Annotated in this window: 18 protein-coding genes; 6 read left to right on the top strand and 12 right to left on the bottom strand. The window is 73.8% G+C overall.

What is annotated here, in order from left to right; translation table 11 throughout:
• Nucleotides 1-18 precede the first annotated feature (18 nt).
• The 4 genes from ACWCXH_RS19390 to ACWCXH_RS19375 form a co-directional block, all read right to left on the bottom strand.
• Nucleotides 19-606, bottom strand: coding sequence for a hypothetical protein (locus ACWCXH_RS19390; RefSeq protein WP_449802649.1), 588 nt, complete (start codon nucleotides 604-606; stop codon nucleotides 19-21).
• Between the two features lie 249 nt (nucleotides 607-855).
• Nucleotides 856-1,500: an imidazolonepropionase-like domain-containing protein gene (locus ACWCXH_RS19385; RefSeq protein WP_449802648.1), complete on the bottom strand. Its 645-nt coding sequence runs from the start codon at nucleotides 1,498-1,500 to the stop codon at nucleotides 856-858.
• 52 nt (nucleotides 1,501-1,552) lie between these two features.
• Nucleotides 1,553-2,773, bottom strand: a complete 1,221-nt coding sequence (gene mqnC, locus ACWCXH_RS19380) for a cyclic dehypoxanthinyl futalosine synthase (protein ID WP_449802647.1) — start codon at nucleotides 2,771-2,773, stop codon at nucleotides 1,553-1,555.
• Nucleotides 2,774-3,040: 267 nt separating this feature from the next.
• On the bottom strand, nucleotides 3,041-3,955 hold the full coding sequence (locus tag ACWCXH_RS19375) for a menaquinone biosynthetic enzyme MqnA/MqnD family protein (protein ID WP_449802646.1): 915 nt from the start codon (nucleotides 3,953-3,955) through the stop codon (nucleotides 3,041-3,043).
• A 321-nt stretch (nucleotides 3,956-4,276) separates the two neighbouring features.
• Here ACWCXH_RS19375 and ACWCXH_RS19370 point away from each other — a divergent pair, with 321 nt between their 5' ends.
• Nucleotides 4,277-4,480, top strand: a complete 204-nt coding sequence (locus ACWCXH_RS19370) for a cold-shock protein (RefSeq protein ID WP_030060085.1) — start codon at nucleotides 4,277-4,279, stop codon at nucleotides 4,478-4,480.
• A gap of 225 nt (nucleotides 4,481-4,705) precedes the next feature.
• Here the strand turns inward: ACWCXH_RS19370 and ACWCXH_RS19365 are convergent, their stop codons facing one another.
• Nucleotides 4,706-6,058 (bottom strand): dicarboxylate/amino acid:cation symporter, encoded by a 1,353-nt coding sequence (locus tag ACWCXH_RS19365; protein WP_449802645.1) that lies wholly within the window; start codon nucleotides 6,056-6,058, stop codon nucleotides 4,706-4,708.
• Between the two features lie 441 nt (nucleotides 6,059-6,499).
• Here ACWCXH_RS19365 and ACWCXH_RS19360 point away from each other — a divergent pair, with 441 nt between their 5' ends.
• Entirely contained in the window at nucleotides 6,500-7,708 is a 1,209-nt protein-coding gene (locus ACWCXH_RS19360; protein WP_449802644.1) for an MFS transporter, read from the top strand.
• A gap of 258 nt (nucleotides 7,709-7,966) precedes the next feature.
• On the opposite strand, the gene ACWCXH_RS19355 is transcribed toward ACWCXH_RS19360, so the two are convergent.
• The 3 genes from ACWCXH_RS19355 to ACWCXH_RS19345 all read right to left on the bottom strand — a co-directional run bounded on the left by ACWCXH_RS19355 (nucleotide 7,967) and on the right by ACWCXH_RS19345 (nucleotide 11,161).
• Nucleotides 7,967-9,133, bottom strand: a complete 1,167-nt coding sequence (locus ACWCXH_RS19355) for a substrate-binding domain-containing protein (RefSeq protein WP_449802643.1) — start codon at nucleotides 9,131-9,133, stop codon at nucleotides 7,967-7,969.
• Between the two features lie 31 nt (nucleotides 9,134-9,164).
• Nucleotides 9,165-9,509: a DUF4229 domain-containing protein gene (locus tag ACWCXH_RS19350; RefSeq protein ID WP_449802642.1), complete on the bottom strand. Its 345-nt coding sequence runs from the start codon at nucleotides 9,507-9,509 to the stop codon at nucleotides 9,165-9,167.
• 302 nt (nucleotides 9,510-9,811) lie between these two features.
• Nucleotides 9,812-11,161, bottom strand: a complete 1,350-nt coding sequence (locus tag ACWCXH_RS19345; RefSeq protein WP_449802641.1) for an MFS transporter — start codon at nucleotides 11,159-11,161, stop codon at nucleotides 9,812-9,814.
• 122 nt (nucleotides 11,162-11,283) lie between these two features.
• Here ACWCXH_RS19345 and ACWCXH_RS19340 point away from each other — a divergent pair, with 122 nt between their 5' ends.
• A complete protein-coding gene (locus ACWCXH_RS19340; protein ID WP_449802640.1) occupies nucleotides 11,284-12,252 on the top strand; it encodes a GlxA family transcriptional regulator in 969 nt (322 codons plus the stop codon).
• A gap of 409 nt (nucleotides 12,253-12,661) precedes the next feature.
• On the opposite strand, the gene ACWCXH_RS19335 is transcribed toward ACWCXH_RS19340, so the two are convergent.
• Nucleotides 12,662-13,141: an ATP-binding protein gene (locus ACWCXH_RS19335; RefSeq protein WP_449802639.1), complete on the bottom strand. Its 480-nt coding sequence runs from the start codon at nucleotides 13,139-13,141 to the stop codon at nucleotides 12,662-12,664.
• Between the two features lie 498 nt (nucleotides 13,142-13,639).
• On the opposite strand from ACWCXH_RS19335, the gene ACWCXH_RS19330 reads away from it, so the two are divergent.
• Together ACWCXH_RS19330 and ACWCXH_RS19325 are read left to right on the top strand one after the other, a co-directional pair.
• Nucleotides 13,640-14,281: a sigma-70 family RNA polymerase sigma factor gene (locus ACWCXH_RS19330; protein ID WP_449802638.1), complete on the top strand. Its 642-nt coding sequence runs from the start codon at nucleotides 13,640-13,642 to the stop codon at nucleotides 14,279-14,281.
• On the top strand, nucleotides 14,278-15,456 hold the full coding sequence (locus ACWCXH_RS19325) for a zf-HC2 domain-containing protein (protein ID WP_449802637.1): 1,179 nt from the start codon (nucleotides 14,278-14,280) through the stop codon (nucleotides 15,454-15,456). The genes ACWCXH_RS19330 and ACWCXH_RS19325 overlap by 4 nt, the downstream gene beginning before the upstream one ends.
• 39 nt (nucleotides 15,457-15,495) lie before the next feature.
• Here ACWCXH_RS19325 and purU read toward each other — a convergent pair whose 3' ends face one another.
• Together purU and ACWCXH_RS19315 are read right to left on the bottom strand one after the other, a co-directional pair.
• On the bottom strand, nucleotides 15,496-16,362 hold the full coding sequence (gene purU, locus ACWCXH_RS19320) for a formyltetrahydrofolate deformylase (protein ID WP_449802636.1): 867 nt from the start codon (nucleotides 16,360-16,362) through the stop codon (nucleotides 15,496-15,498).
• 135 nt (nucleotides 16,363-16,497) lie between these two features.
• The gene (locus ACWCXH_RS19315; RefSeq protein ID WP_449802635.1) at nucleotides 16,498-16,932 is read right to left on the bottom strand and encodes an SCO4402 family protein; all 435 of its coding nucleotides are present in this window, start codon (nucleotides 16,930-16,932) and stop codon (nucleotides 16,498-16,500) included.
• A 255-nt stretch (nucleotides 16,933-17,187) separates the two neighbouring features.
• Here ACWCXH_RS19315 and ACWCXH_RS19310 point away from each other — a divergent pair, with 255 nt between their 5' ends.
• Nucleotides 17,188-18,483, top strand: a complete 1,296-nt coding sequence (locus ACWCXH_RS19310; RefSeq protein ID WP_449802634.1) for an ABC transporter substrate-binding protein — start codon at nucleotides 17,188-17,190, stop codon at nucleotides 18,481-18,483.
• 40 nt (nucleotides 18,484-18,523) lie between these two features.
• On the opposite strand, the gene ACWCXH_RS19305 is transcribed toward ACWCXH_RS19310, so the two are convergent.
• Nucleotides 18,524-19,693, bottom strand: a complete 1,170-nt coding sequence (locus ACWCXH_RS19305) for a hypothetical protein (RefSeq protein WP_449802633.1) — start codon at nucleotides 19,691-19,693, stop codon at nucleotides 18,524-18,526.
• Nucleotides 19,694-19,850 lie beyond the last annotated feature (157 nt).

Raw genomic sequence — 19,850 nt, 5'->3', positions numbered from 1 at the left:
CGGCCCACCGGCCGCCCCTCAGTGCAGCGCGCGCCGCCCGCCCGCACGCCCCTTGCGGCGCGAGCGCTTGCCGTCCGTGATCGCCGGCATCCCCTCGGCCAGCGCCCCGGTCGCGAGCGCGACGGTGGTCGCGAGCCGGCCCTGCCGGGTGCGGACGGCGACCGCGCGCCGGTGCCGGCGGATCCGCCACACGCAGACCAGGAAGAGCACGACCGCCACCGGCACGCTGAACCGGGCCAGCCCGACGCCGACCGGCTGCGGGTAGGTGTCGCCGCAGATCCGCACCGCACCCGGGTCGTCGGCGGCGTGCTCCAGGCAGATCGCGTCGCCGACCTTGGCGCCGTCCGCGAGCGGCAGCGCGGCGGCCGTGTGCGCCTGGCCGCCGACCCGGTAGCTGACGGCGCTGTAGGAGCCGCCGCCGGTCGGGAGCTGGGTGACGACGCCCTCGACCCGCACCGGGTGGGCCTCGATCCGGTCGGCCTGGTCGGCCTGGCGCCAGCCGAGCAGGCACATGCCCACGGCGAGCACGGCGCTGAGCACGGCGGCGAGGTACCAGCCACGGCCCAGCCGCGGGGCGCGCGGCGAAGGGACGGTCGCGGGTCGCATGGTTCCTGTCCTGGCTTGCTTCGGGGCCCGGGACGCGGCCCCGCCACCCGCGGGCACGGGCGGTGGTGTGGTGAGGGTACGGAGTGAGCTGTCCGGGATCGTATCCGCTGGCGGGCCCTCAGGTCACGGCGAAGGGGCAATCACCCGGCCGCACGGGAACCCGATTTCGGCCGCACGCGAAGGAAGTCCCTTGCACGGCAAGGAAGTCGGTCCACCGACCGGCCACCGGCGGGCGCCGGAACTCCGCCCTCAGCGCCGTCGGTACACCAACCGGCCGCCCAGCACGGTCGCCAGGCAGCCCCCCGGCAACGGCCGCGGAGCGTCCGCGTCGCACGCGAACACCGCGAAGTCCGCCCGTCCCCCGGCCGCGATCCGCCCGTGCACGGCCTCCGCCAGCGGCAGCACGGCGAGCGGGTCCAACGGCCCCTCGCCGCCGCCCCCAGCGCTCCCGGGGGCGAGCGCGGCCAGCCCCGACCGCGTCACCGCCGTCCGCACCGACGCCCGCTCGAAGGGCCCGGCCACCGCCGTCACCCCGAACCCCAGCATCCGCTGCAGCCCGCGCCGGGCGCTCGCCCCGCACCGCACCTCGTCGGTCTCCGCGTCCAGCCCGCCCGGCACCGGCTCGGCACCGGCCTCCTCGCGCGGATCCGGGTGGTACGCGCGCTCCAACAACCAGTGCCCGTACGGATTGCGCAGCCCGGGCGTGAGCACGGCCGCGCCCCAGTCCCGCACGCGCGCCCCCGGGTGGGCCGCCGCGAGCTCGCCGAACGGGCCCACGGCCTCGACGAGTTCGCCGCGCACCACCACCGCCCCGTCGACGAACGGGGCGGCGGACGGCACGACGCAGCGGCCCGGATCGGGCAGCACGAAGGCCGCCCGGTGCAGGGTCAGCACGGCAGCACGGCGACGGTCGGCACGGTGAAGCTCGGCACGACGGCGGCGGCGCTCAGTTGTCCAGGATCTTCAGCTCGGGGTGCGCGGTGCCGCCCTCGATCGCCGTCGAGGCGATGTGCGAGGCGACGCGCGGGTCGACCGGGTCGTTCGCCGGGTCGTCCAGCACCCGCAGGTGCTCGTACGTGGTCGAGCGCTGCGCCGGGACGCGGTCGGCGGCCCGGATGAGGTGGATCAGCTCGGTGAGGTTGGAGCGGTGCCTGGCACCCGCCGCCGAGACCACGTTCTCCTCCAGCATCACGGAGCCGAGGTCGTCCGCGCCGTAGTGCAGCGACAGCTGGCCGGCCTCCTTGCCGGTGGTGAGCCAGGAGCCCTGGATGTGGGCGACGTTGTCGAGGAAGAGGCGGGCGATCGCGATCATCCGCAGGTACTCGAAGACGGTCGCCTGCGTCGAGCCCTTCAGGTGGTTGTTCTGCGGCTGGTAGGTGTACGGGATGAACGCGCGGAAGCCGCCCGTGCGGTCCTGCACGTCGCGGATCATCCGCAGGTGCTCGATCCGCTCGGCGTTGGTCTCGCCGGTGCCCATCAGCATGGTGGAGGTGGACTCCACACCGAGCTTGTGCGCGGCCTCCATGATCTCCAGCCAGCGCTCGCCCGACTCCTTCAGCGGGGCGATCGCCTTGCGCGGGCGCTGCGGCAGCAGCTCGGCGCCGGCGCCGGCGAACGAGTCCAGGCCCGCCGCGTGGATCCGGGTGATGGCCTCCTCGATCGGGACGCCCGAGATCCGCGACATGTGCTCGACCTCGGAGGCGCCCAGCGAGTGGATCACCAGCTGCGGGAACTCGGCCTTGATCGCCGAGAACGCGCGCTCGTAGTACTCGACGCCGTAGTCCGGGTGGTGGCCGCCCTGGAACATGACCTGGGTGCCGCCCAGCTCGACCGTCTCGGCGCAGCGGCGCAGGATCTCGTCGAGCTCGCGCGACCAGCCCTTGTCACTCTTCGGCGGCACGTAGAAGGCGCAGAACTTGCACGCCGTCACGCAGACGTTCGTGTAGTTGATGTTGCGCTCGATGATGTACGTCGCGATGTGCTCGGTCCCGGCGTAGCGGCGGCGGCGCACCGCGTCGGCCGCCGAACCGAGGGCGTGCAGCGGCGCCGAGCGGTAGAGCTCCAGCGCCTCCTCCGGGGTGATCCGGCCGCCGTCGGCGGCGCGGTCGAGCACGGCCTGCAGGTCGGTGCTGGGCGCATCGAGGGTGGTCGCTGCGAGCTCGGACACCTGGCGGCCTTCTCTCTCTCGGAACTGCTCGGGTACTGCTGTTCTCACCGCATCGGTCCCGGTCGCGCGTGCTTCCGGATACGGCCGAACCAGCCTACGCCAGCCGATTCCGGCCCCTGCGGCAGGCCGTCCGCCTATCGCGGCGCCCCGTCCGCGCTCCGGTCCGGCACTGCCGCTGCCGCCCGTCCGCCACCGGACACCGGACACCGCGGGGTACCGGCCCCAGCCGACCGCCGGGGTTCCCCGGGGCCTCAGGACCTCCGGACCTCAGCCGACGACCGCCGGCTCCAGGCCCCCCACGGGCTCCGGCACCCCCGCCGGCTCCAGCAGCCGCACGGCGACGTCAGGGGCGAAGCCGCTGTCGTACGCGACCCGGCGGGCGAACTCGGCGACGCCGGCCAACTGTCGCTCGCCGAGCGAGAAGTCGAGCGCCTCGCTGAAGTACCGCTCCAGCACGTCGGCGTCGAAGGCCTCCCACCGGGCGGCCTGCTCGGCGACCTTGGCCGCCTCGACCAGCGACAGGTCACGGGACTCCAGGAAGGCCCGGTGGACGGCGGCGGTCAGCTCGGGCCGGCGCGCGGCGAAGTCGCGGCGCACGGCCCAGACGGCGAAGACGAACGGCAGGCCGGTCCACTCCTTCCACATCGCGCCGAGGTCGTGGACGGTGAGCCCGAGGTCGGCGGCCTGGCCGAGATGGGCGCGCAGCGCCGGATCGCCGATGAGGACGGCCGCGTCGGCCTCGGCGAGCATCTGGGCGAGGTCGGGCGGGCAGCTGAAGTAGTCGGGGCGGACGCCCTCGCGCTCCTCCAGGAGCAGGCGGGCGAGCCGGACGGAGGTGCGGCTGGTGGAGCCGAGGGCGACCCGGCGGCCGTCGAGGTCGGCGAGCGGCACCTTGCTGACGATCACGCAGGACATCACCGGGCCGTCGCTGCCGACCGCGATGTCGGGCAGGACGAGCAACTCGTCGGCGTGCCGCAGATACTCCACACAGGTGATCGGGCCGATGTCGAGCGTGCCGTCGACCAGCTGGTTGCTGAGCTTCTCGGGGGTGTCCTTGGTGAGGTCGAGATCGAGCAGATTGCCGGTTCTGGCGAGGCCCCAGTAGAGGGGTACGCAGTTGAGGAACTGAATGTGTCCGACCCGCGGCCTGACCGGGGTGTGCTCCGCCGGGGTGTGCTCCACTGCGCCGCTCCCTTGCTGTTCGTGCGCCTCCCCGCAGCGTATGCCCGGCGTTGTGAGCGGCCCGCACCCGCCCTCCCGACACGCGCCGTGCGCACCGCAGTTCACCCCTGGTCGTCACCGCAACCGCATGCTAGCGTTGCCCTCAGTTGCAGTTTGATTCCCCTTGCAGTACTTGAAGCCTGCGGAGCATGTAACCGCAGGCTTTTTGTAGTTTTTCAGCAATATCGAAAAACTTCGGACTCGTCCGGAGGCAGGGCGATCAGCGCAGCGGACCGGGAGCCACACGGTGTGGCCCCCGACACGCCTCGCAAGGAGAACGGCATGGCCACGGGAACCGTCAAGTGGTTCAACGCTGAGAAGGGCTTCGGCTTCATCGCCCAGGAGGGCGGCGGCCCCGACGTCTTCGTCCACTACTCCGCCATCAACGCGAGCGGTTTCCGCTCGCTGGAGGAGAACCAGGCGGTCAGCTTTGACGTCACCCAGGGCCCGAAGGGCCCGCAGGCGGAGAACGTCACCGCTATCTGACCATCCTCTGATGATCTGATCGCTCGGGACCCCGACGGGTCCATCGGCGGCTCCCGACAGCCGCCACCATGAGCACAAGAGCAACACCCAAGGGGGCCCGCCATCCGGCGGGCCCCCTGCCTTTTCAGGCCACCGGGATCGCCGGCCGTCAGCCGCCCCCACCGGACACACACGACGGGCCCGCCCCCGCGCCGGAAGGCGCGAGGACGGGCCTCGTCACGAAGTTCAGGCCGCAGCCGCAGCGGCCTCCTTGGCACCGGCCCGGGCCGGGACCGCGGACGGCTCCGGGCCGTCCAGCAGGTCGCCGGTCGGGCTGTTGTAGGCGGCGAGGTCGAGGGTCTTCTCCCGCGCCGAGACCAGGATCGGCACCAGCGCCTGTCCGGTGACGTTCGTCGCGGTACGCATCATGTCGAGGATCGGGTCGATGGCGAGCAGCAGGCCGACGCCCTCCAGGGGCAGGCCCAGGGTGGAGAGGGTCAGGGTCAGCATGACGATCGCGCCGGTGAGGCCCGCGGTGGCGGCCGAGCCGATGACCGAGACGAAGGCGATCAGCACGTAGTCCTTGATGCCGAGGTCGATGTTGTAGACCTGGGCGACGAAGATCGCGGCTATCGACGGGTAGATCGCCGCGCAGCCGTCCATCTTCGTGGTGGCGCCGAACGGGACGGCGAAGGACGCGTACTCGCTCGGGACGCCGAGGCGCTCGGTGACGCGGCGGGTGACCGGCAGGGTGCCGACGGAGGAGCGGGAGACGAAGGCCAGCTGGATCGCGGGCCAGGCGCCCTTGTAGAAGTTGACCGGGTTGAGGCCCCCGGCGAACTTCAGCAGCAGCGAGTAGACGACGAAGAGCACCAGCGCGCAGCCGACGTAGATGTCGACGGTGAGGGTGGCGAAGGGCTTGAGCAGGTCCCAGCCGTACTTGGCGACGGACTTGCCGATCAGGCCGAGGGTGCCGAGCGGGGAGAGCCGGATGACCCACCACAGGGCGGTCTGGGTGAGCTCCAGGACCGACTCGCTGAGCTTGAGGACGGGCTCCGCCTTCGCGCCGAGCTTGATGACCGCGGCGCCGACGACGACCGCCATGAAGACGATCTGCAGCACGTTCACCTCGGTGAACGCGGTGACGATGTTGGTCGGGAAGATGCCGGTCAGGAAGTCGACCCAAGTGCCGCCGCCCTTGGGGGCCTTGAGGCCGTCGGTGCTGAGGTTGGTGCCCTTGCCCGGGTCGGTGAGCAGGCCGAGGCCGAGGCCGATGACGACGGCGATCAGCGAGGTGATCAGGAACCAGAGCAGGGTGCGGCCGGCGAGGCGGGCCGCGTTGGTGACGCCCCGCAGGTTGGCGACGCTCACCACGATCGCGGTGAACACCAGCGGCGGGACGGCCAGTTTGAGCAGCTGGACGAAGGTCTTGCCGATGGTCTCCAGGGTGGTGGCCAGCCAGGAGATGTCGGCGGCGCGGGCGAGGTAGCCGAGGCCGACGCCGAGCACGAGGCCGGCGGCGATCTGCGCCCAGAACGGCGTCTTGCGGATGCGGGCGAGCACGGACGGCGACGAGGTCGCCTCGGGCGCTGTGGACATGGGGGTGCGACTCCGGGGGAGGGCGTTGCTGACAGTGGGGTGCGGCGGGGACGGCGGCACGGCGCGCGGGCCGGGCGAAGAGGGCTCGGCCCCGGTCAGGGGCGTGCCGCCGGAATACAGCAGGCGGCGCGACAACGGCACGGGCTGTCCACGGCTCCCGGCAGACGGCACGCGCGGGCGGCGGTGGGCGGGGTGCCCAGGCCGTGCATCCGGGGTGCGTCCGAGGGGGTCATGGGCGACACGTTAGCAGTAAATATTTGAGATGTTCAAAGTACTTGTTTGAGATCAGGGCGGCGCAAGGGCGAGATCCGGACACGAACGAGCCTGACGTGCCATCAGCCCCGGGATCGGGCCCGATTGACCGTTCGGCAGTTATACGTATAACTTTGCATGGTCCTCGATGCCCCCTGCCCGCCCCGCTCCCCCACCGGAGATCCGCCGATGGGCTATCTCGCCCTGCTCCGCGCCCCCCACGTCAGCCGCCTCCTGTTCGGCACCCTGCTCGGCCGCCTGCCCGCCGGCATGACCGCCCTGGTGATCGCCCTCGCCCTGCGCGAGGCCGGCGCGCCGTACGGCCGGATCGGCCTGGCCACCGCTGTCTACGCGCTGGCGGCCGCCGTCGGCGGGCCGGTGCTCGGCCGGATCGTCGACCTCACCGGGCAGCCGCGTGTCCTGGTCGCCTCCGCCGTCGTCGCGGGCGGCGGGTACGCACTGCTCGCCCTCGCGCCCGGGTCGGTGCTCGCCGCGCCCGTCGGCGCCGCGATCGCCGGGCTCGCCATGCCCCCGCTCGAACCCTGCCTGCGTTCGCTGTGGCCGGCCGTGGTCGAGGAGGAGCAGCTGGACACCGCCTACGCCTTCGACTCCGCCTCGCAGCAGATCCTCTACGTGGCCGGGCCGCTCGCCGTCGCCGGGATCGCGGGCGTCTTCAGCCCGGTCGCGGCGCTGTGGGTGGCGGCCGGGCTCGGCCTCGCGGGCGCGCTGGTCGTGGCCACCACCGCACCGGCGCGGGCCTGGCGCGCTCCGGCGCGCGGGCATTCGGCCGGGCTGCTGGGTCCGCTGCGCTCCCCCGGCCTGGTGCTGCTGCTGATCGGACTGGCCGGGGCCGGCTGGGCGGTCGGCGCGCAGAACGTGCTGTTCATCGCCTACGCCGAGCACCACGCGGGCGCCCTGCCCGGCGGCGCCGGCATGCTGCTGGCGCTGGCGGCGCTCGGCGGGCTGCTGGGCGCGCTCGCGTACGGGGCGGTCAGGTGGCGCAGCGGCACGGGCACCCGGACGTGGGTGATGGCGCTCGTGATGGCCGCCTCCTACCTGCCGCTGGTGGTGCTGCCCGCGCCGTACCCGATGGCCGGGCTGGCCTTCGTGTCGGGGATCCTGCTGGCCCCGCTGCTGGCGGCGGCGTTCGTGCTGGTCGCGGAGCTGGCACCGATCGGGACGGTGACGGAGGCGTTCGCCTGGCTGGTGACGCTGTTCGCGACCGGGAACTCGCTCGGCTACGCGGTGTCCGGGAACCTCGCCGAGGGCTCGCTGCGGTCGGTGGCGCTGTGTGCGGCGGGCGGGATCGGGCTGGGCGGTCTGCTGCTGTTCGGCGCGCGCCGGTGGTTCCGGGTGGTGCCGCTCGCGCCGGTGCCGCAGCCGGTGCCGGTGGGCTGACCGGCCCCCGGAGACGACTGTGCCCGCTGGTGGTCTGGACCGGCGGGCACAGTCATTCGTCCGTCGTGTGCGCATGCGTCCGTCGTGCGCGGTCGGATCAGCCGTGGCGGCCCCGGCCGGCGGTGACCTTGATGCCGGTGGCGGGCGGCTGGAAGGTGGGGGTCTGCGTCCGGGCGGTGGATTCTCCGCCCGGGGGTGCGGCGCGGGAGTGGCCGATGCTTTTCGCCTGGTCGGACTGGTCCGATCGGTACGCCCCCGTCAACGGGCCGCAGTGGTCGAGGAGCGCAGCACGAGCGAGGTCGCGAGCGGCGGCAGCGGGGTCACCCGTTCGCCGCGCAGCAGACCGGCCAGGGCGGCGGCGCCGGCCCGGCCGAGCTCCTCGCCGGGCAGGTCGACCGTGGTCAGCGGCGGGGCGAGCAGCGCGGCGACCGGCACGTTGTCCATGCCGACGACGGACAGCTCGTGCGGCACCCGCACGCCCAGCTCGGCGGCGGCCTGGTAGACCCCGGAGGCCACCACGTCGTCGTCGCAGATCACCGCGCGCGGCGCGTCCGGGCGCTCCAGCATCCGCCGGGCGACACTCCGGGCGGCCGTGTGCCCCTCGTTCAGTCTCACGCCCAACTCGACGACGTCCAGGCCGAGTTCGGCCACGGCCCGCTCGAAGGCGGCCTGCCGCACCCGGAAGGTGTAGGCGGAGTGGATCGAGCGAAGCCGGCCGATCCGGCGGTGGCCGAGGGCGGCCAGGTGCTCGACCGCGGCCCGCATGCCGCCGGCCACGTCCAGTTCGATGGTGGGCCTGGCGCGGTCGGTGCCCGGGTCGGCGTCGAGGAAGACGGCGGGGGTGTCGGCGGGCAGCTCGCCGAGCTGGCTGTCGTCCGGCGAGCAGATCAGCAGGCCGTCGAAACGGCTGGTGGTGGCGGCCTCGGCGAGGGTGGCGCTGCCCCAGCCGGAGCTGACGACGACGGCCAGGCCGTGCCGCCCGGCCTCCTCGTGGACGCCCTCCAGCACCCGGCCGAAGAAAGGGCCGAGGATGTTCGGAACGGCCAGCAGGATCATTCCGCTGCGGCCGAGGCGCAGCTGGCGGCCGGCCGCCTGCGGGCGGTAGCCGAGGCTGCGGGCGGCCTCGCGGACGCGTTCGCGGGTGGCGTCGGAGACCCGGGAGCCGGCCTCGGAGCCGGAGAACACGAGGGAGACGGTGGCCTGCGAGACCCCGGCGAGCCGGGCGACGTCCCGGCCGGTGGGCCGCCGCGCGGGGGCGGGCCAGGTGCCGCCCCCGCTGTCGGCGGGCGGTTCGGCGGCACTCGGCTCGGCGGCCGGCGGCTCGGGGGCCTGCGGGAGGTCGGCAGCGTGCGGTTCAGGGGTCCGCGGCTCGGGAGCCGACGGCTCGGGGGTCTGCGGGTGCGGGAGGTCGGCGGGGGCGGGCACGGCGGCGGGAGCGGGTCCGGGCGGTCCGGGCTCAGTTCCGCGACGCGGCGGCGCGGGCGGCCTCGTCGGCCGCGTCCTCCTCGGCGTTCTGCGCGGCGATCCGCTCGGCGGTGCGGCTGCGCATCCCGGAGACCTTGGTGCTGATCTGGGCGGACATCTCGTCGCGCTGCCTGCTCAGCAGCACGTAGCTGAGCGGCGCGGAGACGATCGCGGCCAGCAGGAACAGGAAGATCACGCCGGTCTGGCCGCTGACTGGGATGACCCCGAAGTGGCCGAGCAGGAGGGCCACCAGCAGGCAGCCGAGGAAGATGCTGACCCGCAGGGAGGTGTAGCGGAGCGTGGCGTGCGACTTGCCTGGGCCGTTGCTGCTGCTCACTGGGACACGTCCTTCACTGCGCGGGGGGTCGGGGCCGGTCTCCCAGTGAAGCATGCCCGACGGGCGGAGCGGGGGACGGGTCTCCCGCTCCCCGCTCCGCGAGGGCCGTCCGGCGCCGGTGTCAGCGCAGGTCGAGCCAGAAGGTGACGTCGTCGCGTTCGTCCCCGGCGGCGGCCCGGATCGCGCCCGGACCCGGCCGACCTCGCGGTAGCCGCGGCGGGCGTGGAACCGCTCCAGGCGCTGGGTCGGGCCTCGGGGTCGAGCGTGAAGGTGAGCGTCATGGGCGCGGAGCCTCACCGTCGTTACGACAGAGCGACGGTGACCCGGTCCTTGCGGGTGCCGCGGAGCGCCAGGCACAGACCGACGGCGATCGCGCAGAGTGCGCCGGCGCCGTACCAGGTGGCGTCGTAGTTGCCGAGCGCGTCCCGGGCGAGCCCGGCGAGCCCGGCCACCACGGCCGCGCCGATCTGGTGGCTGGCGAGCACCCAGCCGAAGACGATCGGCGCGTCCTCGCCGAAGTGCCGACGGCACAGGGCGACGGTCGGCGGCACGGTGGCCACCCAGTCCAGGCCGTAGAAGACGACGAAGGCGAGGATCGGCGGCTTCAGCGAGCCGGCCAGCAGCTGCGGCAGGAGGAGCAGGGAGAGCCCGCGCAGCCCGTAGTAGACGACCAGCAGGAGCCGGGAGTCGACGCGGTCGGTCAGCCAGCCGCTGGCGATGGTGCCGGCGACGTCGAAGATGCCGATCAGGGCGAGCAGGCTCGCCGCCGTGGTGACGGGCATGCCGTGGTCGTGGGCGGCCGGGATGAAGTGGGTGCCGACCAGGCCGGCCGTGGTGGCGCCGCAGATCGCGAAGGAGCCTGCGAGCAGCCAGAACGCCCGGGTGCGGGCGGCATCGCGCAGCACGCGCAGCGAGCGGGCCAGCGCCCGGTTGTCGGTGACGGGGGCGGGCGGGGCCTCGGTGGCACCGTACGGGAGGAGGCCGATGTCGGCGGGCCGCTCGCGCATCAGGAGCAGGACCGGGACGGCGACCGCGCTGGCCGCGAGCGAGACGACGACCACCGCCGAGCGCCAGCCGTGCTGTTCGACCAGCCAGGCGCCGACCGGCAGGAAGACCAGGTTGCCCGCGGCCCCGGCGGCCGTCAGCACACCGGTGACCAGGCCCTGGCGGGCGCGGAACCAGCGGCCGGTGATGGTGGTGGCGAAGGCACCGGCCATCGATCCGCTACCGAGACCGACCAACACGCCCCAGCAGAGCACCAGTTGCCACGGCTCGCGCATCAGCATGGTGAGCCCGGAGCCGACCGAGATGGTGAGCAGCGCGCAGACGACGACCAGGCGCACGCCGAAGCGGTCCATGAGGGCGGCGGCGAAGGGGGCGGTGAGGCCGTAGAGGGTGAGGTTGACGGAGGTGGCGCTGGAGATGGTTCCGAGCGACCAGCCGAACTCGTTGTGCAGGGCGTCCATCATGAGGCTGGGCGTGGAGCGGAACCCGGCCGAGCCGAGCAGCACCAGCAGGGCGACGCCGGCGACCACCCAGGCGTAGTGCACCCGGCCCCGGGCGGGTGTTCCGGCGGAGGGGCCGGGTGTTCCCTCGGAGGGGCCGGGTGTTCCGGCGGAGGAAGTGGGGGCGAGGACGTTGCGTTCGGTCACGCGGTCGAGTCTCCCGGGGCGGCCGGAGCGCGACGAGTGGCCTGAATGCCAGCTTTCGAAAGAATCGGGCCACGGCTTGGCCTAGGCTGGCCCCCGTCCGCAGGCGTGAGGGGAGAAACGAGATGACGCACCTGGTCGCGGTCCTGGCCCTGGACGGCGTGATCGCCTTCGAACTCGGCATCCCCGCACGGATCTTCGGCGGCGCGAAGGGCCCGGGCGGCGAGCCGCTGTACGAGGTCGCGACCTGCACGCTGGACGGCCGGCCGGTCGCCACCAGCGCCGACTTCCGGGTGGCCGTCGACCACGGGCCCGAACTCCTGGAGCGGGCCGACACGGTGGTGATCCCCGCCTCCGCCGACGCCGGCCCGGCCGCCCCCGACGCCGCCTACACCCCCGAACTGGCCGCCGCCCTGGCCCGGATCCGGCCCGGCACCCGGCTGCTGTCGATCTGCACCGGGTCCTTCCTGCTGGCCGCCGCCGGCCTGCTGGACGGCCGCCCGGCCACCACCCACTGGCGCTACACCGAGCGCTTCGCCGCGCTGTTCCCGAAGGTCCGGCTCGACCCGGACGTGCTCTACACCGACGACGGCGACATCCTCACCTCCGGCGGGGTGGCCGCCGGCGTGGACCTGTGCCTGCACGTGGTGCGGCGCGACCACGGCAGCGCCGTCGCCAACACGGTGGCCCGCAACTGCCTCGTCCCGCCGTGGCGCGAGGGCGGCCAGAAGCAGTACGTGGAGGCCCCGAGCCCGGTGGACCACGGCGGCACCGGCACCGCGGCGGTGCGCGCGTGGGCGCTGGAGCACCTGGACGAACCGCTCGCCCTGCGCCAACTCGCCGACCGCGCGGGGATGAGCGTGCGGACGTTCACCCGGCGCTTCCGCGAGGAGACCGGCAGCAGCCCGGGCCAGTGGCTCACCGTCCAGCGCACCGAGCGGGCCCGGCAGTTGCTGGAGCGCACCGACCTGCCGATCGACCAGGTCGCCCGGGAGTCCGGGTTCGGCACCGCGACCTCGCTCCGGCTGCAGCTGCGCGGGCGCCTCGACGTCGCGCCGAGCGCCTACCGGCGGACGTTCCGGGCGGTGTCCTGAGGGACTGCCGAGGGCTCCCTGACCGGAAACCACCGTGCCGCGACGGCGAATTGGATGGCGGCGGGCCGTGCGCACCCCGAGCGCGGCACGGCGGGCCGCCATCCAATCGCAACGCACGGGCCCTGAACCCGCGCACCGGCTCTCCGCACTCGCCGAGGAGGGGCCACCTCCGGCAGGCCGCGGTCCCCCCTGCTGACACGATCCCCCTGGACAGCAGCACCACGACGGCCGTTCGGATGTCCCCTCGACGTCCCCTCGCGACGGAGAGCCGGACCCAAGCGTGATCAGTCGGATACGTCACGTCAATGGGTAGTCGGAAATTCGGAATGGTTGCGTCAGGTTTCGGCCGGTGATCGTCACGGTGATCGCCCCGTGCCCGCCGCCGTGGTGAATCCGCCGGCCGGCCCGGCTACTGCGCGAGCGCCGCCCAGTCCACCCCGACGAACGGGTCCGCCGGCCGGGCGTCCGCGCCGATCTCGCACCACACCCGCTTGCCCGAGCCGTCCGGGTACCAGCCCCAGCGCTCGCAGAGCAGCTCGACCAGCTCCAGGCCGCGCCCGTTGGTGGCGTCCGCGTCCGCCCCGGCGTGCCGGGGGGACGGCGCCACCTGGCTCGCGTCCGCGACCTCCACCCGCAGCGGGACGGCTGCCGCCGGGCCGCCGGCCGGGGCGGTGTCCTCCACCGGCAGGCACAGCCGCAGCACGGCCGGACAGCCGGTGTGCACCACGGCGTTGGTCACCAGCTCGGAGACCACCAGCACCACCGTCTCGGCCATCGGCGCGTCCGGGTCGACCCCGTGGTTCAACAGCCGCGAGCGCACCCACCGGCGGGCCCGGCCCACCTCGGCGGGGTCCGCCTGCACCGCCAGCTGTACCTGAAGAACCTGCACCGCTCCACCACCCGCACTCGCAGTTCGGCCATCGTCCCGCTCGGGCCGGTTCGGCCGGCCGGCAGGGCCCTCGCACGTCCCACCCGGTGCTGGCCGCGACACGAATACGCCTCAGGATGAGTGGGCGGACGGACCGCAGCAAGCGCTTCGGGCATATTCCAGCGTTCGGGGGACAGGGCAGTGCATACTGTCCCGTTCACTCTGGCGAGCCTCGCACCGGCGCTCGTCCGGCCCGCGGCCGAACCCGCCGGACCGGCAGTGGCGAACCTACCGCCGGACACCCCCGGCGCCCCGCCCGCCACTCGCGAACCACCCGTGCGACATATGTCCAGCGGCCTTCGAACGGCGGCATCGATGGACGGTCCCACGAGCCGAACGTCCCACCATGTGACGATCCGAAACTCGCGGTTCCCTTCTTGCGGGATTCCTCCCGCCGCCCGAGGACCGCAAGATACCGTTGGGTAAGCCAGCGAACCCCAGGCAGGAGGGTGGTGTCCGATGGCCACCCCCGGCCCGATGGCCACCCCCGAGCGCGGCACGACGGCCGCCGCCGGCCCCACCGCCCCGCCCGCGGGCGCCCCGCGCTGGGACGAGCAGCTCCAGCGGCGCCTCGCCCGCGGCGAGGAGACCGCGCTCGGCGAACTCTACGACCAGCTCGCACCGATGGTGCACGGCCTCGCCGGGCGGATACTCGCCGACCAGGGCGCCGCCGTCCAGCTCACCCGCGAGATCTTCGCCCACCTCTGGGAACACCCCGAGGCCTTCGACCCCGCCCAGGGATCGCTGCGCTCCTGGCTCGGCGCGCTCACCCACCGCCGCGCCGTCGACCGGCTGCGCCTGCGCCGGGCCGCCGAACCGGGCGCCGGGGCGGGGGCCGCCGAGGACGAGATCCGCGAGGTCGCCACCGCCGCGCGCATGCAGTACGTGGTCGACTCCCTCCCCCACAGCCTGCGTGAGACCATCGCGGTGACGTACTACGACGGCCGCACCTACCAGGAGACGGCCCGCCGGCTCGGCATCAGCGAGCAGGCCGCCAGGCAACGGATGCGGCTCGGCCTGGAACTGCTCGCCACCGAGCTGGCCGACGAGCGCGCCCGTCAGTGCGGACGGAGCGCCGAGGAGGGGAACGGGGGCACGTGACGACCACCGAGGAGCAGCACGACGCCCTGCGCTCGCTGCTCGGCGCCTGGGCCCTCGGCGCGTGCCCGCCCGCCGAGGCCGCCGGACTCGAACTCCACCTGCGCGCCTGCCCGGAGTGCGCCGAGGAGGCCGCGCGGCTGCGCGAGGCGGCCGGCTGGCTCGCCGTGGACGAGCCGCTCGACCAGCCGGGCTCGCTGCGCCAGCAGGTGATCGACTGGTGCCTGGCCCGCCGCCCGGCCGAACTGCCCGTCCCCGCCTGGGGAGTTCCGTACGCGGCGGAGACGGCGAAGTTCGACGCGCTGCTGCGCGACCTCGGCCCGGAGGAGTGGCAGGAGATCGCCGAACTCCCTTGGCACGGCGGCACCGAGTACCTGCGCCCGGCCGAGGTGCTGTGCCACCTCACCGCCGTGGACGGCTACGTGGCGCTCGCCCTCGGCCTGCCGGACCCGGTGCCGGCCGGGCCGGGCGCCGCCGTGCCCGTCGAGCGCCGGGTGCCTCCGCAGAAGCCGGACACCCGACGGCGCCCGCCCCGGGTGCCGCCGCAGGGCGGCCGGTACGCGGGGATCACCGGGCGCACCGCGCGGCTGGTCTCCGAGACGGCCGGCCGTCCGCCGCAGTCGGTGCGGGCGGGCTGGCGGCAGCAGACCCACGCGCTGGTGCGCACCGCCGCGCTCGCCCCGCGGGGCAACACCCCGGTGGACTTCGGCTTCGCGACCGTCCCGCTGCGCGACGCGTTCCTGGACCGCGCCTTCGAGTGCTACGTGCACGGCGAGGACGTGGCCCGCGCGGTGGCGTACCCGTACGACCCGCCCGCGCCGCAGCACCTGCGGCAGCTGGTGGACCTGGCGGTCCGGATGGTCCCGCACGCCCTGGCCGGGCTGCGGGCCGCCCAGCCGGCCGGGGCACCCGGGCCACCCGCGGACGGGCGGGGCGGGCGGCGGCTGCGGCTGGTGATCGACGGTCCGGCGGCGGGCGAGTGGCTGATACCGCTGGACGGCCAGGAGGGTTCGCCGCCGGGCGGCGAGCCGGTGGCGTCGATGGTGCTGGACGGGCTGGAGTTCTGCCAGCTGGCGGCCGCGCACCGCGATCCGGAGCGGGTGCCGGTCGGCGAGCACGGCGACCGGGCCGCGATCCGCGAGGTGCTGCGCGCGATGCCGCTGCTGTCGCGGCCGTAGGGCCTGCCGCCGGACGGCAGGCCCCGACGCCGTCCGGCGCTACGCGAAGACGACCGTCCGGCTGCCGTTGAGCAGCACGCGGTGCTCGCTGTGCCACTTGACCGCGCGGGCCAGCGCCTGGCACTCGACGTCCCGGCCGAGCGCGACCAGCTGGTCCGGGGTGATGTCGTGGGTGACCCGGGCCACCTCCTGCTCGATGATCGGGCCCTCGTCGAGGTCGGCGGTGACGTAGTGCGCGGTGGCGCCGATCAGCTTCACGCCCCGGGCGTGCGCCTGGTGGTAGGGCTTGGCGCCCTTGAAGCTCGGCAGGAAGGAGTGGTGGATGTTGATCACCCGGCCGGACAGCGCCTTGCACAGGTCGTCCGAGAGCACCTGCATGTAGCGCGCCAGCACGACGAGTTCGACGTTCTCGCGCTCCACCAGGTCGAGCAGCTGCCGCTCGGCCTCGGCCTTGGTGTCCCTGGTGACCGGGATGTGGTGGAAGGGGATGCCGAAGCCCTCGGTGAGGTCGCGGAAGTCGGTGTGGTTGGAGACCACCGCGGCGATCTCCACCGGCAGCGCGCCGATCCGGGTGCGGAACAGCAGGTCGTTCAGGCAGTGCCCGAACTTGCTGACCATGAGGACGATCCGCATCCGCTCCTCGGCCGGGTGGATCTGCCACTCCATCCCGAACGAGGCGCCGATCGCGGCGAAGCTGGCCCGCAGCTTGTCGACGGTGACCGGCTCGGCGGCCGAGAAGTGCACCCGCATGAAGAACAGCCCGCTGTCCCCGTCCCCGAACTGCTGGCTGTCGATGATGTTGCAGCCGGTCATGAAGAGGTAGCTGGAGACCGCGTGGACGATGCCCTGCTTGTCGGGGCAGGACAGCGTGAGGACGTACTGGGCACTGGCCGGCTGCTGTTCCACGTGGGGTTGTCCCGTCCTATGGTCGTGGGTTTCCTGGATGCTCAAGCGTGTCACATCCTGGACAGCGGCCGTCCCGGTGCCCGTACTGCGGGACGGCGCCGCCCGTACCGTGGGTCGGCGCCGGGCCCCTCGGGCTCAGACCGAGGTCACGATCCGCAGCACGTCCAGCGACCTGGGCGCCGCGTCCGGGTCGTCCCCGTCGTTGACCGCCAGCGCGACGTGCGCCTCGCGCGCGGCCCGGACGGCCTCCGGCCAGCCCGGGTGGCCGAGGTAGGCGGCGGCCGGGGCGTCCGCGCCGACCTCGTGCAGCAGGCTGACCACCCGCAGCACGGCGACGTCCACCAGGGCGGCCTCGGCCGAGTCGCGGAAGATCGCGCCGACGTACTTCTCCGCGGACCAGCGGTCCAGCCAGGTGTCCTCCACCAGCCGGTAGACGGCATCGGTCACGTCCCCGTACCCCTCCCGGCCGTTCAGCCAGGCCTCCTGCTGGAAGCCGGGGTCGGAAAGCATGTGCAGGGCCGAGCGCAGTCGGGCTCGCCAGCGCCACCAGGGCAGGTCGTTGAGCGGCATGCCGCCCATCGTGCTGGAGCGGTGGCCCGGACGAGAAGGGTTTCGGGTGGACCGGTGCGAAGAATCTGTGCTGGCGGACATGGGGAACGATCGTACGTTCCCCTGCTGTTCGTGCTCCACTCCCGATCTACACGCGTACCCGCCGGGAGTTCGGCACCCGTTTGCCGAACGTTCGCATTTCGGCCCTCTCGGCTTGTGGCACCGGGGCTTGGCTTGGTCCGGCGCGCCGAAGGGCGCCCCAGAGAGGGAAGACCGATGACCAGCCGAAGGGACCCGTTCCAGGCTCAGCACCAGATCGCGCGACGCCGCCGCCCGATCGCCGCGGCGGCCACCGCCGCGGCCCTGCTCCCCACTCTCTTCTCGGCCTCCGCGTGCGGCGGACCGGCCGATGCCACCACCAGCAGCTCCGACCTCACCGTGATGACCTGGGCGCCGGCCGGGACCCGCTCGGCCGACCGGCCGGGCATGACCGCGCTCGCCGAGGCGATCGGGCGCGACGTCAACCTCAAGGGCGGGTTGAACGGACGGAAGTTAAAGGTGCTCACCTGCAACGAGCACAACACCGCCGAGGGCGCCAAGGCCTGCGCGCAGCAGGCGGTGGACAACGACGCGGTCGCCGTCATCGGGTCCTACAGCCAGTGGGGCGACGACTTCATGCCGGTCCTGGAGCGCGCCGGGATCCCGCTGATCGGCGGCTACGGGCTCTCCCAGCCGGAGTTCAGCAGCCCGCTGTCCTACCCGGTGGACGGCGGAATGCCCGCGCTGATCGGCGGCAGCGGCCGCCAGCTGGTCGACGCCGGGTGCAAGAACGTTTCGCTGGTGCGCCCGGACACCCCGGCCGGCGACAGCCTGCTCGGCTACCTGGCCAACGCGCTCAAGCCGGCCGGGATCAAGCTGTTCGACGTCAAGGCGCCCGAGAAGTCCAACGACTACACGCCCGTGGTGCGCAAGGCGATCGGCAAGGACGAGCCCGGCAACTGCCTGACCGTCGCGCTCGGCGCCGAGCCGACCGGCAACCTGCTGGACTCCTATCGGCGCCTGGGCCCGAAGAACACCAGGATCGCCTCGGTGATCGGCAGCGTCCAGCAGTCGGTGGTCGACTCCACCGGCGGCGACGGCGGCCCGCTGGCCGGCGCTTTCGTCACCAGCTGGTACCCGCCGGAGTCGGCCAAGGTGTGGGACGGGCTGCGCGAGGTCGTGCGCGCCGACCCCGGCGGCGGCCGGACCATCGACGTGTCCGACCCGGGCGTGGAGACCACCTGGGTCGCGTACGAGGTGTTCCGCCAGCTCTCCGACAAACTGACCTCGGCCGGCAAGGCGGTCAGCGCGAAGACGGTGACCGCCCTGCTGGACAGCGGCGAGGGCATCGACGTCGGCCTCACGCCACCGCTGAACTGGGGCACCACCAACATGCTGCCCAGCACCGAGTCGCCGCGGCTGGTGAACACCTGGGTCACCTACCAGGTGGTGAGGAACGGGCGGATGACCTTGCAGCAGCCGGGCTTCGTGGACGTCCGCTGGGTGCTCACCGGCGGCAGGCCGCCGGCGTGACGTGACACAGGGCGGGCCGACCCGGCCCGCCCTCCGTCCGCTACAGGTCCCCGTCGCCGCGGCTCGGCAGGCCGGTCTGGGTCGCGATCGCGTTCCAGAGCGTGGACGCCTGCTTCTTGGCGGTCGTCGCCGTGCCGCTGGCCGCGACGGCGTTCTTGTAGTGCTGGTTGTCCTGCTTGCCGCACGCGCCCGGGGCCTGCGAGTCCGAGGCCCAGGCCGCGTACTCGTCGTCCGCCTGCGCCGAGGCCGTCCAGGCCGCGTTGAGCTGCTCGACCAGCTGCTGGCCGCCGGGCAGCTTGTCGGTCTTCAACTGGCCGAGCTTGGTCTGCAGCTCGCGCCGCTTGCCGGCCGCGCCGGTCAGCGCCTGCTGCGACTCCGGCAGCTTGTCGCACTTCTGCACCGAGCCGACCGCGGTGACGACGGCCGAGCGGCTGTCGCTCGCGGTGCCCAGCAGGTCCGACAGCGGCTGCGCCTGCGCCTTGACCTCCGGGTCGACGGCGGCCCCCGAGCCGCTCGCGCTCGCCGTGCCGGGCGAGGCACTGCTCGCCGCGGCGACCGGCGCGGTCTTCTTGTCGCTGCCGCCGGTGCTGTCGTTGCCGTTCATCAGGACGGCGACGAGGACCCCGGCCGCGGCGCAGCCGGCCACGACCCCGCCGACGATCAGCTTCGGGGACGGGCGTCCACCGCCGCGGTCCTCGCGGACCGGCACCGCGGTGGTCTGGTACTCGGGGCCGGAGTAGTCCGGCTGGGCCGGCTGCGGCTGGATCGACTGCGGGTAGGCGGCCGGCGGGTAGCCCTGGTGGCCGGCGTAGCCCGGGTCCGGCTGCGGCGGGTAGCCGGGTGCCTGCTGCGGGTAGCCGGGGGCGGCGGGGTAGCCGCCCGCGTGCGGGTCCGCGGCCGGGTACGGCGGGAGGTGCTGGGTGTCCGGCGCCGGGCCGCCGTGCGGGTAGCCCTGGACGCCGGGGTCGGGGGCACCGCCCCACGGGGCGCCCTGGGCCGGGATGGCCTGCGTCGGCAGCGCGTGCACGCCCTCGCCCAGGTACTCCGGCTGCCCGGACGGCTGCCCCACCGGCGGCATCTGCTGGCCGGGGACGGCCTGCGGCTGGCCCGGCTGGACGGCCTGCGGGCCCTGCTGCCGGCCGGGCTCCGGGCGGAACAGGTCGTCCAGGTTGAAGTCACCCGAGTTGGGATACGAGCGGCGCTGGCTCAACGCGATTCCTCACCTGTGCACGACCGCGCGCTGACGGCGGACCACATCTCGTCGGTTCTTGGGAGCATCACAGTTCCTTGGACGTCGCGCCCACGCTACCGGTTCGCCTCACCGGGTGACCACGTGGGCGGGACATCACTCACGCTCCCTCCACCGG

Source organism: Kitasatospora sp. NPDC001660, from assembly GCF_053596725.1.
The sequence above is the reverse complement of the archived record's forward strand: the minus strand, read 5'-3'. Positions and strand labels throughout refer to the sequence as shown.